Source organism: Sphingopyxis granuli NBRC 100800, assembly GCF_001591045.1.
GTDB lineage: Bacteria > Pseudomonadota > Alphaproteobacteria > Sphingomonadales > Sphingomonadaceae > Sphingopyxis > Sphingopyxis granuli.
In genome coordinates, this window is the sequence record NZ_BCUA01000028.1 from 1 (window position 1) to 17,314 (window position 17,314).

General features: G+C 64.2%; 12 protein-coding genes and 2 pseudogenes. 9 read left to right on the forward strand and 5 right to left on the reverse strand.

All coding sequences use genetic code 11. The features are described from left to right. Positions 1-439: 439 nt before the first annotated feature. Positions 440-1,408 carry a ferrochelatase gene (gene hemH / locus SGR02S_RS08645; protein ID WP_255211425.1) on the forward strand — a complete coding sequence of 323 codons (969 nt, stop codon included), beginning with the start codon at positions 440-442 and terminating at the stop codon, positions 1,406-1,408. A 60-nt stretch (positions 1,409-1,468) separates the two neighbouring features. Here hemH and SGR02S_RS08650 read toward each other — a convergent pair whose 3' ends face one another. Next, positions 1,469-2,023, reverse strand: coding sequence for a fasciclin domain-containing protein (locus SGR02S_RS08650; RefSeq protein WP_174521643.1), 555 nt, complete (start codon positions 2,021-2,023; stop codon positions 1,469-1,471). Positions 2,024-2,241: 218 nt separating this feature from the next. Between SGR02S_RS08650 and SGR02S_RS08655 the strand changes: the two genes are divergently transcribed. Further along, on the forward strand, positions 2,242-2,664 hold the full coding sequence (locus SGR02S_RS08655) for a nuclear transport factor 2 family protein (protein WP_067108107.1): 423 nt from the start codon (positions 2,242-2,244) through the stop codon (positions 2,662-2,664). A 26-nt stretch (positions 2,665-2,690) separates the two neighbouring features. Next, positions 2,691-2,999: a putative quinol monooxygenase gene (locus SGR02S_RS19590; RefSeq protein ID WP_255211427.1), complete on the forward strand. Its 309-nt coding sequence runs from the start codon at positions 2,691-2,693 to the stop codon at positions 2,997-2,999. An 18-nt stretch (positions 3,000-3,017) separates the two neighbouring features. Here the strand turns inward: SGR02S_RS19590 and SGR02S_RS08665 are convergent, their stop codons facing one another. The 3 genes from SGR02S_RS08665 to SGR02S_RS08675 all read right to left on the reverse strand — a co-directional run bounded on the left by SGR02S_RS08665 (position 3,018) and on the right by SGR02S_RS08675 (position 7,155). Further along, a complete protein-coding gene (locus tag SGR02S_RS08665; protein ID WP_067108111.1) occupies positions 3,018-4,391 on the reverse strand; it encodes a cryptochrome/photolyase family protein in 1,374 nt (457 codons plus the stop codon). Between the two features lie 260 nt (positions 4,392-4,651). Then, on the reverse strand, positions 4,652-6,214 hold the full coding sequence (locus tag SGR02S_RS08670; RefSeq protein WP_082797045.1) for a phytoene desaturase: 1,563 nt from the start codon (positions 6,212-6,214) through the stop codon (positions 4,652-4,654). Continuing rightward, positions 6,211-7,155, reverse strand: coding sequence for an NAD(P)/FAD-dependent oxidoreductase (locus tag SGR02S_RS08675; protein WP_067108171.1), 945 nt, complete (start codon positions 7,153-7,155; stop codon positions 6,211-6,213). The genes SGR02S_RS08670 and SGR02S_RS08675 overlap by 4 nt, the downstream gene beginning before the upstream one ends. A gap of 202 nt (positions 7,156-7,357) precedes the next feature. Between SGR02S_RS08675 and SGR02S_RS08680 the strand changes: the two genes are divergently transcribed. The 3 genes and pseudogenes from SGR02S_RS08680 to SGR02S_RS08690 form a co-directional block, all read left to right on the forward strand. Next, positions 7,358-7,945 carry a PAS domain-containing protein gene (locus tag SGR02S_RS08680; RefSeq protein WP_067108114.1) on the forward strand — a complete coding sequence of 196 codons (588 nt, stop codon included), beginning with the start codon at positions 7,358-7,360 and terminating at the stop codon, positions 7,943-7,945. Positions 7,946-8,213: 268 nt separating this feature from the next. Next, positions 8,214-8,543: pseudogene (locus tag SGR02S_RS08685) on the forward strand (ATP-binding protein); the annotation flags it as partial. Between the two features lie 643 nt (positions 8,544-9,186). Then, positions 9,187-9,630: pseudogene (locus SGR02S_RS08690) on the forward strand (aquaporin family protein); the annotation flags it as partial. Positions 9,631-9,661: 31 nt separating this feature from the next. Here SGR02S_RS08690 and SGR02S_RS08695 read toward each other — a convergent pair. Further along, a complete protein-coding gene (locus SGR02S_RS08695) occupies positions 9,662-10,927 on the reverse strand; it encodes a tyrosine-type recombinase/integrase (RefSeq protein ID WP_062764468.1) in 1,266 nt (421 codons plus the stop codon). Positions 10,928-11,397: 470 nt separating this feature from the next. On the opposite strand from SGR02S_RS08695, the gene SGR02S_RS08700 reads away from it, so the two are divergent. The 3 genes from SGR02S_RS08700 to SGR02S_RS08710 all read left to right on the forward strand — a co-directional run bounded on the left by SGR02S_RS08700 (position 11,398) and on the right by SGR02S_RS08710 (position 17,310). Then, positions 11,398-11,946 carry an RNA polymerase sigma factor gene (locus SGR02S_RS08700; protein ID WP_082797053.1) on the forward strand — a complete coding sequence of 183 codons (549 nt, stop codon included), beginning with the start codon at positions 11,398-11,400 and terminating at the stop codon, positions 11,944-11,946. Next, positions 11,943-12,899 carry a FecR family protein gene (locus tag SGR02S_RS08705; RefSeq protein ID WP_067108119.1) on the forward strand — a complete coding sequence of 319 codons (957 nt, stop codon included), beginning with the start codon at positions 11,943-11,945 and terminating at the stop codon, positions 12,897-12,899. Before SGR02S_RS08700 ends, SGR02S_RS08705 begins: the two co-directional genes overlap by 4 nt. Before the next feature lie 88 nt (positions 12,900-12,987). After that, on the forward strand, positions 12,988-17,310 hold the full coding sequence (locus SGR02S_RS08710) for a TonB-dependent receptor (RefSeq protein ID WP_169799660.1): 4,323 nt from the start codon (positions 12,988-12,990) through the stop codon (positions 17,308-17,310). Positions 17,311-17,314: the final 4 nt, after the last annotated feature.

Here is a 17,314-nt window from a genome sequence, read left to right on the forward strand (position 1 = left end):
AAAAATCGGTTCTCATTTCCAAATCCTCCTGATTGAAGCAATTCGGGCATGAGATGCGCCGGGACTCAGAGCCGGCGCTCTCTATGTCCTGAGGACACGGAAAATCCCGCGTCCGGGGAAAAGTTAGGAAAGCCGTTTTACCGTTTCAAGAGTGTGGGCGCCGCTCGGAATGTCGGCGATGGGTCGCGGCAGCAAGCGAAGTTTCCGCATCCCGGGGGGCTGCCGGGAGGCGGGAAACGGTATCCAGTCTGCCCCTTGGTGCAGCTTGGCGGCGAAGGGCAAGTCGAAGACATGCGATCGACGCCGCGCGGCATGGTTGCCGCGAGGCATCCTGACCGCGGAGATTGCAATGACTGTCGAAGGGCCTCTGGCAACGCCTGAAATCGGGAACTGTTACGGAGAGGCGGAGCTCGCCCGTCTTCCGGCGGCGCACCCCGCCGTGACGGCCGACCGGATCGGCGTGCTGCTCGTCAATCTTGGCACGCCCGACGCGCCGACGAGCCGCGCGGTACGGCGCTATCTCGCGGAATTTCTCTCCGACCGGCGCGTGGTCGAACTGCCCTCGCTGATCTGGCAGCCGATCCTGCGCGGGGTCGTTCTTGCGGTTCGGCCGCGAAAGTCCGCCAAGGCCTATCGCGAAATCTGGACATCGGAGGGCTCGCCGCTCGCGGCGATCACCCGCCGCCAGGCAAAAGCGCTCCAGGCATCGCTTGGAGGTGATGCGGTGGTTGCGCATGCGATGCGCTATGGCAGCAGCCCGATCGCGGACGGCATCGACGCGCTTCTTGCGGCAGGATGTCGCCGAATTCTCGTCGCGCCTTTATACCCGCAATATTGCGCCGCGACGACCGCGAGCGTGAGCGATGCGGTCCAGGCGCATATGGCGCGCCTGCGCTGGCAGCCGGCGCTGCGCATCCTTCCACCCTATCATGATGACGATCGCCATCTCGAGGCGCTGGCGTCGTCGCTCGGACGTGCGATCGGTGGCCTCGACTTCGTGCCCGACACGATCGTTGCAAGCTTCCACGGCATGCCCGAGCGCACCTTGCATCTCGGCGATCCCTATCATTGCATGTGCCTCAAGACCGCGCGCCGGTTGGGCGAGGTTCTGGGGAAGACTGTCGTGCCGAGCTTTCAGTCGCGCTTCGGCAAGGCCAAATGGCTGACACCGGCAACCGACATGATGCTCGAGGCGCTCGGCCGCGAAGGCCGGTCGGTGGCTGTGATCGCGCCGGGGTTCGCCGCCGATTGCCTCGAGACCCTTGAGGAAATCGCTATCCGCGGCCGCGAGCAGTTCCTTGCCGCCGGCGGCCGCCACTTCGCTTATATACCCTGTCTCAACGACAGCGATGTCGGGATGGACATGCTCACCGCCCTGGTCAGGAGCGATCTTTCGGGCTGGCTTTGAGGGCTTTCGATAAGCGGGGCCGCGCTGCGCCAACAGACGTCGCGCGGCCCCGGTGATGTATCAGGCGGGAAGCAGCACGCCGTCGATGACGTGGATCACGCCGTTCGACTGGAGAACGTCGGCGGGGCCAATCTTCGCCGTGCCGCCCTTGGCGTCGTTCACATACCAGCTGCCATCCTTCTCCCAGACGGCGAGCTTGGCGCCCTGCACCGTCGTGAGCACCGCCTTGCCGCCATTGGCCTTGGCCTGCGCCGCAATATCGGTCGCGGTCAGGCGGCCCGGCACGACATGGTAGGTCAATATGCCCGTCAGCATCGCCTTGTTCTCGGGCTTGAGCAGCGTATCGACTGTGCCGGCGGGAAGCTTGGCGAAGGCGGCGTTGGTCGGTGCAAAGACCGTGAACGGGCCGGCGCCCGAGAGCGTCTCGGCGAGGCCGGCGGCCTTGACCGCCGCGACCAGTGTCGTGTGATCTTTGGAATTGGCGGCATTTTCGACGATGGTCTTGGTCTCATACATCGCGGCGCCGCCGACCATCGGGTTCTTGGCGGCCGCGATGCCGCCGGCAAGCGCGAGCGCTGCTGTAGCAAGCGAAAGCGAGATACGGGAAATAGCCATTGGTCATTCCTTTTCGAATGTTCGTCCCGGGGGGATAGGACAGGCGTGAATTTAGGCGCCCCGCCCTGCCGGGGCGACCTGTCCTTTGGGGCGGGTTCTCCGGTCCGGCAGAGGCGGCCTTCGCCGCTAGCGATATCGGCAGTTTTCCTTCCGAACCGCTGGAGGCAAACCGGCGGCAGGCTGAACCATCGACGCAGCCGGGCGAGAAGGGGGCTTGCATGCCATTCGAGGGATCGTTCGAAGACCGGCTGGCGCTACGCGACCTGCTCGACACCTATGCCGACGCGGTCAACCGGGCAGACAGCGAAGCCTGGGCCGCGACCTGGGACGAAGGCAGCCTGTGGTCGCTTCCCGGTTTCGGGATTTTCGAGGGCAAGGCGACAATCGTCGACACCTGGCGCGCGGCGATGCGCGCCTTTCCCGACATCGTCTTTCGCGCTTGGCCGGGTTTGATCGAGGTCCGTGAAGAAAAGGCGGCCATGCGGTCCTACACCGAGGAAATCTTCCTGCGAGACGGCGCGCTTCACCGGACCCTCGGCATCTATGACGACGTCTGCCGCCGGGTCGATGGCAGGTGGCTGTTTGCAGAGCGGCGGTTCCGGCCGTTGCCGCAGCTTTCAAGAACCGAGGTGCAGGCATGAAGATCCTGATCTAGGCGGTCATCGATATCGATCCCGAGGCGCGCGGAGAGGCGCTGGCCGGCGCACGCGGCTGGATCGAAGGCGCGCTCGTACAGCCAGGCTGTCTCGCTTACGACTGGACCGCCGATCCGCATGTGGCGACGCGCATCCACGTGTTCGAGGAATGGCACGGCGAAGCTGCGCTCGCCGCGCATCTGGCCGGGCCGCAGTACAGGGGAATGCTGGGGCATATCGGCGCATTTGGCGTGCGCGCGTCGTCGAGCCGCAAATTCGCGGTGTCGCGCGAAGGCCCGGTTTACAACAGCCAAGGCGTGGCAAGCGCCGGCTTCGACTAGCCGCATGACCTTCCTTCGCTAGCCGCGCAGTGCTTCCCAGGCAGCCAGCGCCCGCGCCCGCGCCGCCTCGTGACCGACAAGCGGTGGCGGATACTTTGGTACCCGCGCATCCTGACCATGGGCCGCGACGATCTCGGTGTCCGACAGATGCGCAAGTTCGGGAACATAAGCGCGGACATAGTCGCCCATCGCGAACCGTTCGCTCTGGAGTAGCGGCGACATGATGCGCGAGAAGACTGGCGCGTCGACGCCGGTGCCCGCGACATATTGCCAGTTCATCGCGTTCGAGGCGAGATCGGCGTCGAGCAGCGTATCCCAGAACCAGCGCTCTCCCCGGCGCCAGTCGATCAGCAGATGTTTGACGAGGAAGGAGGCGGTGACCATCCGGACCCGGTTGTGCATCCATCCCATATTCCAGAGCTGACGCATACCCGCGTCGACGATTGGGTAGCCGGTCCGTCCCCGGGTCCAGGCGGTGAAGTCCCGGTCGGCTTCGGGGCCGCTCCGCCAGCCGAAATCATCGAAGGTGGGGCGCCCGTTCCGATCGCCATAATCGGGCATCTGGTCGACGAGATTGATGCCATGTTCGCGCCAGCCGAGCTCCGATCGAAAGGTCTCGGCGCCAGCATCGTCGCGCTCGCCGAGCGCATGCCAGATCGACCGGGGGCTGATTTCGCCGAAATGAAGATGCGGCGACAGCCGCGATGTCGCGGGGAGCGAGGGATAGTCGCGGCGGGCCTTATAGGCGCCGGCAAGCGGCAGCCAGTCGCGTAGCGCCCGCCAAGCACCTTTCTCGCCCGGGCGCCAGTCGCCAAATCCCGAGGCCCAGTCGGGGCTTATCGGGGTCAGGCCCCAATCGGCGAGATTGTCCGACGCCGGCCAGGCCCGAGGCGGCGGAATATGGTCGGGCGCCGCATGGGGAAGGGCGGGCGGCATGCGCTCCAGCAGCGCGCGATACCATGGCGTGAAGACGCGGTAGCGCGCGCCTTGCGCATTGGTGATGCTCTCGGGCGGCGCAAGATAATTGCCGTCGTGGAGTCGCAGTTCGAGCCTGGCGTCTATCGCTTCCTCGCAGTGCCGCCACCAGGGCTCGTAGCAGCGGGTCGCGTGCACCCTTGTGCTGCCGGCTTCTGCCGCGACGCTTTCGACTATTTCGGCGACAGCGCCGCGGCGCAGGACGAGGCGGCTGCCGCGTTTGCGAAGGCTCGCATCGAGTGCAGCGAGACTGTGATGCAGCCACCAGCGCTGCGCGCCCCCGATGGCGCGCGTTTCGGGGCTCTCGTCATCCAATATATAGAGCGGAATGACCGGGCCTTCGGCAATCGCTGCGAGGAGCGCCGGATGGTCGGTGGTGCGGAGGTCCTGGCGAAGCCACAAGATGGCGGGGGGCATGGCGGCGGTTTCCCTTTTTGGCGGGCCGTGGTGCGGGCAGTCGCTGGTTCTGCCATCGGGCACGCTCCCCCCTCCGCAAAAGATGACCTTTCGGGAAGCCCGGACGGTGCGCACTCGCATCGGCGGGGATGTCCATGCGGAGGATTGGGCGGTGCGACATGGTGTCGCACCGCCCGGCGATGAACAATCACCGCCCCCCGCCGCGGCCAGGCGTAGGTCGCAAGGCGCTGGCCGCCGGCAGAACCGGAATGTCGATCCGCTCAGCCTGACATGGCATCTTCCGTGGCGCCATCAAGCCCGGAAAATTTCGGGCGTCCCCCGCTCTCGTAGCGGCGGTCGTCCATCCTGACCCCGATGTCGCCGAGAATGAGGCGCGCCGTCGCCTTCGCGCTCGCGACGACACCCGGAATGCCTGCGCCGGGATGGGTCCCCGCGCCCGTAAAATAGAGATTTTCGATGCGCGCGTCGCGGTTGTGTCCCCGAAAATAGGCGCTCTGCAGCAGAGTTGGCGTAAGGCTGAAGGCGCTCCCGAGATGCGCGGCGAGATCCTGTTCGAAGTCCGGCGGCGCATACTGGATTTGCGTGACGATCCGCGCGCCAAGGTCCGGGATCAGGCGCCGCTCGATCTCGGCGATGATGCGCTTCGCGAGGTTGGGGCCTTCGACCTCCCAGTCGAGCGGCGCATGGCCGCGATGCGGAACCGGCGCAAGCGCATAGAAGCTGCTGTGGCCCGCCGGCGCAACGCCCGGATCGCTTGCGCTCGGATGATGAAGGTAGAGCGAAAAATCTTCGGCGAGCCCGCCATTCCGGTAGATATCGTCGAGAAGCCCGCGATAGCGCGGACCGAAGAGGATCATATGGTGGGGGATCTCGGGGAAGGTGCCGCGCACACCCAGATGGAGGACGAAGAGGCTCGGCGACCAGTTCTTGCGCGCGAGGCGTCCGGCCTCGCGCTTGCCTCGCGGATGCGCAAGCAGGTCGCGGTAGCTGTGCATGAGGTCGGCGTTCGAGGCGACGAGATCGGCGCGCGCTGTGAAGCCGCTCCGCGTCATGATGCCGGTTACCCGGTCCCCTTCGGTTTCGATGCGGGCAACGGGATCGCCGAGCCTCAGCGTGCCCCCGAGACGCTCGAACAGCGTGGCCATGCCGGCGACGAGCCGGTTGGTGCCGCCGCGCGCATACCAGACGCCGCCATCCTGCTCGAGCTTGTGGATGAGCGCATAGATGCTGCTCGTCGCCATCGGGTTTCCGCCGACGAGCAGGGTGTGAAAGGACAGCGCCTCGCGCAGCTTTTCGCTCCGCACATAGCCTGCGACGGTTTGATAGACCGAGCGCCAGGCCCGGTGCCGCACAAGCGCCGGCGCCGCCTTCAGCATCGAGCGGAAGTCGAGAAAGGGGACCGCGCCGAGCTTCACATAGCCTTCCTCGTAAACCGACGCGGAAAAGCCGAGAAACCGCTCATATCCCGCGACATCGGCGGGATAGAGCGCGGCGATCTGGCGGGCGAGCGCCTCCTTGTCATTGCCATAGTCGAAGATCGATCCGTCGGGCCAGCTCAGCCGGTAAAAGGGCGAGACCGGGACGAGGTCGACATCGCGCTCGAGCCGCTGACCGCTCAGCGCCCAGAGCTCGTCAAGACAGGCCGGGTCGGTGATGACCGTCGGCCCGGCGTCGAAGGTGAAACCATCCTTCTCGAAGACATAGGCACGGCCGCCCGGTCGGTCGCGCGCTTCGACGAGCAGCGTATCGAGGCCCGCCGACTGGAGGCGGATGGCGAGCGCAAGGCCGCCGATGCCCGCTCCGATCACGATTGCGCGCGTCATCGCGGCGCCTCCGCTGCGATCGCGGCGCCGAGAACATGGCCCGACAGCCAGGTATATTCGGCAAAGCCATGGTAGAGCCAGTCGCCGCAGGCGCCGAGGCCGATGGCAGGGTTCCACAGCAGCTTCGGATCCTGTCCCGATGGCTGAGAGAATAGCCAACGATGGGCCGCGATATGGCTTGGGGCGGGCAATTCGCGGCCGGCGACCTTTCCGAGTTCGGCAAGCAGCAGACGTGCGACGCTCGCGCTTTCGCTGGCCAGATGCGCTTCCGACCAGGTCCAGTCGGCTTGCACCACCCACCGTTCGCCCGGCGCGCGTCCGGGCTTGGCGCTGTCGCGTGCCGCGGTCACGAGTGAGCCCGCGCCGCGAAGGAAATCGGGGAGCTCCTCGATCCGTTCCTCGAAGGCGAACATCGCGGTCCAGCAAGGATTATAGCGCACCGCCATGGCCGCGCGCGCCATCTCGAAATCATGGAGCGACAGAAGCGGGGCGGCCTGCTCGGCCGGAATGGCGATCACCGCCGTATCGAATTTGCCGAGCCGCCTGGCTTCGCTGTGGAGCGTCCAGCCGGTGCGGGATCTGGTCAGGGCCGTGACCGGTCGTGACAGGCGGACATCGAGATCGTCCGCGAGGGTTTTGAGCGGCGCGGTCATGGTCGGCGTGCCGACCCAGCTGTCCGCGCCCGCGACTGGCCAGCGCGCCGCGAGACCCGCCTTCTCCCACGCGGCGACCAGCCTCGTAAAACCTTCGGAGCGCGCCGTGAAATGCGTTGCGCCATGATCGAATGCGACCCCGGGATCGCCCGGCTCCGCGCGGCGGGTCGCGAGGCGGCCGCCGATGCCGCGGGATTTGTCGAAAAGCGTTGCCTCCAGCCCGGCATCGCGCAGCCGCCGCGCACAGGCGAGCCCGGCAATGCCGGCTCCAATGATCGCGACCCGCATCAGACCTTGGTCTCGCGGTCGCCGCGATGGCACGCACGATGGCCAGCCGCCGCCGGTGAGCCTGCCCGTGCCGTCGACATGCGGGGCGTCATGCGCAATTTTTTCCGGTTCGTCGCATTTGTCATCGGCGCAGGCTTGCATGAGCAAGGGGAAGTGTCGCAACATGTCCCTTGGGGCATCCAGGGGTGAGCGGGCGGATATTATGTCATTGAAGACAATGATCGCGGCTAGCCCGATCGCCGCGGTGATCAGCGATCCGCGCCTCCCCGATAACCCGATCGTCGAGTGCAATGCGGCTTTTTCGGCGCTCACCGGCTATGGACCGGAGGAAATCGTCGGGCGCAATTGCCGCTTCCTCGCCGGCCCCGCTACCGAAGCCGAACTGACCGAAACTTTAAGGATCGCCATCCGGGAGCAGAGGCCGGCTCTCGTGGAGATCCTCAACTACCGGAAAGACGGAACGCCGTTTCGCAATGCCGTGCTGGTAGCGCCGATTTTCGGCCCCGACGGAACTCTTGAGTATTTTCTCGGCTCGCAAATCGAGATCGACGAGGCGGGCGAGGCGGTGGGAGGACGGAGCGCGCGGGCGCGGGCGCAGATCGAGGCGCTCTCGCCGCGGCAGCGCGAGGTGCTGAAGCTGATGGCGAGCGGCCAGCTCAACAAGCAGATCGCGTTCACGCTGTCGCTGTCGGAGCGCACGATCAAGATGCACCGCGCTGCGCTGCTGCGCGCGCTCGGCGTCGAAACGACGGCCGATGCGATCCGGCTCGCGGTCGAGGCCGGCTTCTAGGCACCGATCTACCTTCCCTTTGAGGCATATGGGAGATCGCGCCGCCGCCGATTAAGCATCCGATAGCCGAAGCAATTTCATAGCCGGGAAGGGCAGCATTTGAGCGGTAAGCGCGCATTGGTGATTGGAAGCGGTGGCGGCATCGGCGCCGCGCTTGTCGATCAACTTGTCGTATCGGGTCGATTTGACCGCGTCTATGCAGGAAGCAGGCGGCCCGAGGCGTCGAACGATCCCAGTGTGAAACGGCTGACGACGGATATACTGGATGACGACACGCTTGGTGACACGCCTCGAAGAGGAGACCCGGATCGGCAAAGGCGGGACCCTGGCGGCGCAGCTGTCGCGGCTCGACCTGCTCGTGCTCGACGAGCTCGGTTATCTGCCGTTCGCCCGCTCGGGAGGGCAGTTGCTGTTCCACCTCATCAGCAAGCTTTATGAGCGGACCAGCGTCATCATCACCACGAACCTCGCCTTCGGCGAATGGCCGACCGTGTTCGGCGATCCCAAGATGACCACGGCGCTGCTCGACCGCGTCACCCACCACTGCGATATCGTCGAGACGGGCAACGACAGCTGGCGCTTCAAAAACCGCAGCTGACAGCCACCTTCGGCGCCTTCAAAAATCTATCTTGCGCTGCGCGCGCCTCCGGTCGGGCTACGCCCGCCCTCCGCCGCACGCAGCGCAAGGCCATCTTCAACAAACCAGCATCATATTATCCGAAAAGGGGGTCCCTCTTCGACGCCGATCGGGGATCCCTTTTGAACGCCGTTTGACACTCGGATGTGCGCACGTACAGACAGATAGGCCGCATACGTCCCTTCCGGCGCGAGAAGCTGCGCGCACCGCGGGCCAGCACCTTTGAGACGCTTCGCGACAGAAAGTAGAATCTCGGACCATGTCGGACGATCTCAGCTTCTGGTCATTGTCCAGGCCCGCCGCCAACTGGATGACATGACCAAAATAACCGAAACGCCCGCCCCGAGTGCAGACACGCTTTCGCCTGCATCCACCCTGTTCCGCGATCTCCAAAGCCTGAAACTGTCGATTGAAAAAGTCGAAGCCGAGGTGAACGCATTTATCTCGCTCCAGAAGCGCACAATCGGTGTCGCATTTCGGGAAACGCTCAATCAAGCAATCGAATCCAATATAGATTTCGCGTCCTCGTCATTCCTCCCCGGCGCACCACAGCTTCATGAGGTCGCTGCGTCCGACCGTGAGGACTTGCACGCATTAGCTCGACGCCGGTGCATATGTCGTTGCTCAGCTTGCCTTCGGCATTTTCGGCGCGTGGGCCGGGCATCTGATGTTCGACCTTCCGATCTTACAGTTTTCGACAAAGGCGAGAACCGGATTGGGGCAGTGGACCGCCGAGTTCGTTGCGACCTTCGGCCTCGTACTGACGATCCTCGGTACCGCGAGATACAAGCCACAGGCCGTGGCGGCGTCGGTCGGGCTCTATATCACCGCTGCTTACTGGTTCACGTCATTGACGAGCTTTGCAAATCCGGCGATCACCGTGGTGCGCGGCCTGTCGAACACATTTGCGGGTATCGCGCCGCATGACGTTCCAATGTTTGTTGTTGCGCAATTCGCCGGGGCGATCGCGGCAACCGCAATCGCAAGCACCCTGTTCGGCGAGCCTTTTGGGCCATCGGCTATTTCTCCATCCGCGCCCGAAAGCTGACTGGCGCAGCCGGCCAGCCGCGTTTGAGCACTCACTGTCGCGCCATTTCCATTTTTGCGTCAGTGCCGATGTCAAGCAATCGTGCAATCTCGTCGGACGTTCGCTGCACGGCAAGCTTTAGCGCCTCGTCGATGTGGACATAGTCTTGAGTTACATTCTGCGAGGCATGACCCAGCATTGCCCGGATCGTAAGCTCGGAGAATCCCAAATCTCCGGCAACGCTTCCGAAGGTATGGCGAAGCGTATGCGGTGTAACTCCCGTGATACCCGCCAAGCCGCAAACCCGTTTCAGGCAGTCGCTAACAGCCGTGAATGGGCCATCGCCCGCTGCGGACGGAAAGAAGTGGGAATTGCCGACTATCTCCACCTGAGCTTCCAGAATGCGGATGGCGGCCGGTCCGATCGCTCTTACTTGCGCTCCGCCCTTGGTATCCGGAAAGACAACGTATCCGCGATCGGCATGGAGCCAGGCTCGCTGCATTGCTTGCGCTTCTTGCCGCCGATAGCCGGTGAGCAATAGTCCTCGCAACACACCGAGGGCGATCGGGTTCTCCCCATTGGCTTCAGCGTAGGCGATCGCCTTTCCCATCATCATGATCTCGGCCACGCTCAAACGACGAGTCCTTTTCTTTCCCGCGAGCTTCTTTGCTCCCAGCGTCGGATGGACCTCGAGCAGGCCTTTGTGCTTCGCATGACCAATGATTGCCTGGAGCGTTCCGACGCAGCGACCCGCGACGCCGGGACCGCCGGTCGCCCTGCCACCGCGGCCTCCGGTGCGCGGCTTGGCAGTCTTTCCGTTCTTCACATCGGTCTGCATCTGTTCGACATCGGCAATTTTCAGATGCTTCACGACACGTTTTCCGAGCAGCGGGACGATGTGCGTCTTTATGCGACTCTCGTCCATGTCGAGCGATGATGACTTTATCGGAAGGCTTTTTCGTCCGAGGATGTTCCCGGCCCGTGCTTCAGTGAGATACCAATCGCACATCTCGGCCACCGTCATGCCGTTGCGCGACTGCCGGACCTTGTCCGCTGGATCTCCGCCGACGATGACCTCCGCCAACTTCAGCCGCGCGAGATCACGCGCTTGCTCGACGGTGAGCACGCCAAAGCGGCCCAGGTTCATGCGCCGCTGAATGCCCTCGGCATTGCGGTATTGAACGATGAAGGTCTTCAGGCCCGATGGGAGAACGCGAAGTCCGAATCCCTTAATCTCGGTGTCCCAATAGATGAGTTGTTTCGAGGCGGGCGATACCACCGCGTCGATCGTACGCTTTGTCAGCTTGCTCGTCGGCATGTTGCCACTCCTCTTGCTGACAAAATCTCAGATCACGCAATTGTCAACAAATTGTCAGCGCTGAACGGTACTCCAGCGGCTAGTCGAGGATAGGGCGTCGTAGAGATAATCTCAAGAAAGTAAGCAATTATGGGGCGGTAGCGTAGAAAAGGAAGAAATCGAAAAGTGTCACGATCAAGTTGCCAAGGTTGGGGTCGAGGGTTCGAATCCCTTCGCCCGCTCCAGTTTTCCGACAGATCAGAATGAGACCGGCGCCCGATGCGGCGCCGTGCTGCGCGCTGTGTTATGCGGTCGACCCGGCCCCCGCTGCTGCGGCCGTCGCACCTTCGTGAAGGTCCGCGCCGACAATTTTCGCCGGTCGCGAAAGGAAAATTCGCGCTCGTGGCTCTTATGGGCTCAAGACGATAGAATCCCAGGGAGAGGGAGAAAAGCCCACGACCAAGGGCGTGAAGTTCGAGCGGCGACGCCGCATGGCCGCGTGGGTGACCGAGCACGTCATTCCCCACGAAGCGGCCGTGCGCGCGTGGCTGGCCCGCACGCGCGCGTCCCAGGAGGATATCGACGAATTGATCCAGGAATCCTATTCGCGGCTGGCGGCCTTGGAGAGCGTCGATCATATCGATCGCCCCGATGCCTATTTCTTCTCGATCGCCCGCAACCTTCTCGTCCGCCGTCTGCGGCGCGCCCGGGTCGTGCCGATCGAGGCGATCGCCGAGATCGACGCCTTTCAGGACGACATGCGCCCGTCGCCCGAGCGCGAGGCGGGAAGCCGGATCGACTATCGGCGCCTGCTGGCGCTGATCGACGCCCTGCCCGAACGCCGCCGCCGGATCGTCCGGATGCGCAAGCTGGAAGGCTGGTCGCAGCGCGAGATCGCGGCCGCGCTCGGCATCAGCGAAAGCATCGTCGAGAATGAGATCTATCATGGCGTGCGGGCGGTCCAGCGCGCGTGGCGCGACGGCGAAGCGCTGAGCGCGGCGCGCCTCGCCGCTTTCGAGGGCGGGGAGCGGCCGCGATGACCGGGCGGCGAGCCAGCGACATCGATGCCGATGCCGCGCGCTATGTCGCGCGGATGGACGGCGACGACTGGTCCGATGCGCAGGAGCGGGAACTCGAACGCTGGCTGGCGCGCGACCCCAGGCATGCCGGCGCGTTGCTGCGCGCCCAGGCCGCGTGGATGACGCTCGACCGGCCGTTTCCGGCGCAATCGGCGGTGCGCGAGGATACGGGCGTCCGGGCGGGATGGAGCCGGCGGCGCGTGCTCGCGGGTGGCGGCGCGGCGGTCGCGGCGGCGGTCGGCGGGGGCGTGCTGCTGTTCGGCGGCACCAGCTATGCGACCGCGGTGGGCGAAATCCGGCGCGTGCCGCTGGCCGACGGCTCGATCGCCGCGATCAACACCGCCAGCGCCATCGACGTCAGTCTCGATGACGCGGCGCGCAACGTGCGGATCGAGCGGGGCGAAGCCTGGTTCCAGGTCGCGCGCGACAAGCGGCGCCCCTTCGTCGTCGCGGCGGGCCGCGCGCGCATCCGCGCGGTCGGCACGGCCTTTTCGGTGCGCCGCCGCGCCGGGGGCGCCGACGTGCTCGTCACCGAAGGCGTGGTCGAGGTCTGGGCCGATGGCGCGGAGGGCCATCGCGTCCGATTGAAGGCCGGGTCGCGCGGCTTCGTCGCCGACGATGCCGCGATCGAGCAGGCCCCGGCCGCACCGTCCGCGATCGACCGTGCGCTTGCATGGCGCAACGGCAAGGTCGACCTCGCCGGCGACCGGCTCGACAGCGCGGTGGCCGAGTTCAACCGCTACAATCGTCGCCAGCTGGTCGTCGCCGATCCCGCCGTCGCGGCGGAGCGGTTCGACGGCGTGTTCCGCACCGACGATCCCGAAGGGTTCGCGCAGGCGGTCGAGGTCAGCCTGGGGGTGCCCGTCGACCTGTCCGATCCCGCGCAGATCCGCATCGGCCGGCCCGGTCTTTGAAGAATCGGCGCGCCGGAAAAGGAAAATCCGGGCCGGGGTCTCTTGTGGGGCAGGGGCGCAGGGAAGCGCCCGACAAGGGAGGGACATGATGGGGATTGGAATCGGCCGCGCCGCGCTGATGGCTTCGACCGCGATCGTCTGCGTCGCGACGGTGAGCCCGGCGCACGCGCAGAGCAAGACTTTCGACGTTCCGGCGCAGGCGGCGGCAACGGGGATTGCGGAGCTGGGCCGGCAGGCGGATATCCAGATCGTCGCCGCGCGGCGCTATACGCAGAACAAGAAGACCAACGCGGTGCGGGGCGACATGACCGCCGACCGCGCGCTGGCCGTCCTGCTGGACGGCACCGGGCTGGTCGCCCAGCGCACGGGGCCGCAGACCTATTCGGTCGTCCCGAAGGCCGTTCCGGCGGACACGTCGGAAAGCGATGCGGGCGCGGGCACCTATCGCGACGACATCATCGTGGTCACGGCGCAAAAGCGCCAGGAATCGATCCAGGAGGTGCCGATCGCGATGACGGCGCTCAGCCAGGAGGATCTGACGACGCGGCAGGTCGCGGGCGGTCCCGATCTGATCAGCCAGGCGCCGAACATCACCTTCAGCAAGACCAATTTCACCGGCTACACGATCCAGATCCGCGGCATCGGCACGCAGGCGGTGTCGGCGACGACCGACCCGGCGGTGGCGATCGCGTTCAACAACACGCCGTTCGTCCGCAACCGCTTCTTCGAGCAGGAATTCTATGACGTCGAGCGGATCGAGATATTGCGCGGCCCGCAGGGCACGCTCTATGGCCGCAACGCCACCGCGGGCGTGGTCAACCTGATCTCTGCCAAGCCCGAATATTTCCCCGACGCGTTCGCGTCGGTCGATGCCGGCAATTACAAGAACCGGCGGGTCGAAGGGATGATCAACATCCCTCTGGTCGACGACAAGGTCGCCTTCCGCCTCGCGGGCGCGATGACCAAGCGCGACGGTTACACGACGAACCAGATGACGGGGAAGCAGATCGACGGCCGCGACCTGTGGTCGATCCGGGCCTCACTGCGCCTCGAGCCGACCTCGTGGCTGCGCGCCGATTTCGTCTACGAGCATTTCCAGGAACATGACGACCGGCTGCGCAGCGGCAAGCAGTTGTGCAAGAAAGACCCGGGGCTGAGCGAAGTTGGCGGCGTTTCCGTCAACCAAGATTCGGGCGGGTATTTCGGGGCCCGCACCTATCTTAGCCAGGGCTGCCTACCGGTATCGCTCTATTCCGACGAAGCGTTCCAGACGCCGAACGGATTTGCTTTGCCCTTTTACGGACCGACGGGAAATCTCGGGAACTCAGTTTACCAGAACGTCGATCCCTATGCGAGCGCGTTCCAGTCGCGCGACCTGCGCGTTATCGAATCCTCGTTCGAGCCGGAATATCGCGCAAAGACCGATATCTTCGAGCTGCAACTCAATATGGACCTCAGCGATACGCTGACCCTGAGTTCGGAAACCGCCTATAGCACCGACAAGCTATTCTCCACTCAGGACTATAATCGCTTCACCACCAAATCGGGCGCATTCGATCCCACGTTCAAAGTTGTAAAGCCACAGCGCCCCGGTGTTCTCGATGCCGATGGCGTGTTCTGCGATCCACAACTCGGTTGTTCGGATCGGCTGCTGCTCGGCGATTTGTCGACCGCCGAATCCAAGCAGTTCAGTCAGGAACTTCGCCTGTCGTCGGATTTCGACGGGCCGTTCAATTTCAGCCTGGGCGCCAACTATCTGCGCTACAAGACTGAAGATCGCTATTATGTCTTCATCAACAGCCTCAGCATGTTTGCGGCTCTGCAATGGGGCTTATATGCCGATGGCAATGTTTATGTCCCGGGCGTCTCAGACAACAGCGAATGCCAGTACCCGTCGGGTGCAGCGCCCGATCCGGGCGGGCAATACGGCATCACCAACTGTGTCTATATCGATCCCAATCCGATCGGCAGCCTGAACGGTGAAGGGCGCAATTATTTCCTCAGCCGCAACCCCTACACGCTTCATTCCTATGCCGCGTTCGGCGAGGCCTATTATAATATCACGCCCAATCTGAAACTGACCGGCGGCTTGCGCTTCACCGTCGACGAGAAGGATGCGCCGCAGATTCCGAGCTGGCTGCTCGCCGGGTTTGCGACCGGCGAATATCCCACGGCGAAGGTGGTGTCCCAGAAATGGAGCGAACCGACCGGGCGTATCGCGCTCGACTGGCAGCCCGATACCGGCTTCACCGATCACACCTTGCTCTATGCGTCGTTCGCGCGGGGTTACAAGGCCGGTGGCGCTAATCCACCGCCGATCGTCCTGGCAACCTATGGCCAGTTCGACCCGTCGATCATCTCGGAGCTTCAGGGCGCGCCCGAAACCTTCAAGGCCGAATATGTCAACGCCTTCGAGATCGGGACCAAAAACACGCTGTTCAACGGCGCGATGACGCTGAACCTCGGCGCCTTCTATTACGACTACAAGGACTATCAGACGTCGGAGATCGTCAATCGGGCGGCGGTGAACTCGAACTTCGATTCGAAGGTGTGGGGGCTCGAGATCGAGGCCGATTTGCGGCCGACCGATCGTCTGCGGCTGGGGTTCAAGGGCGGATATCAGAACACGCGCCTTGCCAATGGATCGAGCGCCATCGACCTGATGGACCGGACCGCCGGCAACTCCGACTGGGTGGTCGTTCGTCCGTTCCCGACGATTCCGTCCAATTGCATTCTGCCAGCCTATGTCGTTGCCGCGGGCGGCAAGATCAACCTTCCGCAGGGTCAGGGCGGCAGCTTCAACGGCATGTGCATCGACGCCTATTATGGCGGCGTCGACCCGATGACGGGCTTGCCCTATGTTCCCAACCCGACGGTCAAGCGGAGCGGTGACGGCACGGTGCCGGTTGACCCCGCATACGCAGGCTATATCGGTTTCGATCCCGCGACCGCTCCGAACGGCGGAAAGGGATTTTCCAAGGATCTGAGCGGCAACGAGTTGCCGAACGCGCCCCATTATACGGCAACGGCGACAGTGGATTACACGATCCCGCTCGCCACCGATTGGGACCTGACGCTGCACGGCGATTATCACTACCAGTCGAAAAGCTGGGCACGCGTCATCAACGCCGATCCCTATGACCGGCTGCGCGGTTATTCGACGGTCAATGTCGCGGCGATCCTGAACATCGCCGACAGCTGGCGGATCATGGCCTATGTCAAGAATGTCTTCAACAAGACCGCGCTGACCGGGTCGTTCCTCAACAGCGACGATTCCGGCCTGACCACCAACGTGTTCCTGACAGAGCCGCGGCTCTATGGTCTGCGTATCAACAAGAGCTTCGGCGAAGGCTCGCTGCCCTGGGGAAGCGGTTGGCGGCATCGCGCGCCGGGCGAACGCTATCCCGTCGAGCTGGAATTCGGCATGGGCTTCAACCAGCTTGGATATCAGAACGCCGTTTTGGCTCCCGATTTCCTTGAAAGCTATCTGCCGAGCCAGCCTTTCGCGGCGACGTCGGCGGCGACTCAAAAGGCCAAATTGGGCACCAGCCACCTTCGCGAGGGACGGATTGCCTTCAACCTGCCCGGTGGCTGGCAGGTGCTGGGCGCCTATCGCGGCGGCAAGTTCAATGCGCGTAACAAGGGACTCGAGTCCGAGGAGGCGAAGGGTGGTTACCGCGAACCTCTCTTCCCCATCGATCCGCCTGTTTATGTGAGCGGCGGCGAGAATTTCGGGACGATCGACGTCGGCCAGCACGAAGATCATGACATCGTCGATTTCATGGTGGGCAAGGATGTCGGGCTCGGCCTGATGGGCGACGGCGGCAGTTCGGTTCTCGGCTTCGGCGCGACTTATGCGCGGTTCGACTCGGCCACCGATATCGACATGGTCGGCGTGCCGGACCGCTATCGCGCCGATTATGAGCAGATCAAATATCCGACCCAGCATCACAGCCTGTACAACGCTTCGCTGGCCAGCAAGCGCAAGTTCGAAGGTTTCGGCCCCTCGCTGTCGTGGGAAGCGTCGAAGCGGCTGGTGGGTAACGACCGCGATGGCAGCCTCGCCCTCGACTGGCGCATCAACGGCGGCCTGCTGTTCGGCAAGCAGACGATGGCGAGCCGCGAGGAGCGCGACGCCACCTACTATCACTTCGAACCGAACAAGGCCTATCCGCCGCAGCTCAAGGACAGCCTCTACGACGAAACGATCGACCGCAGCCGGTCGCGCCGGGTCACCGTGCCGAACCTCGGCGCCAGCATGGGCCTCTCCTATCGCGTCGGCGGGGTGAAGGTCGCCGCCGGCTATCGCTGGGAACGCTTCTTCGACGCCATCGACGGCGGGATCGACAAGGCGCAATCCTTCGACCGGACGATCCGCGGTGCCTATGTGAAGTTCGGCATCGGTTTCTGATCGT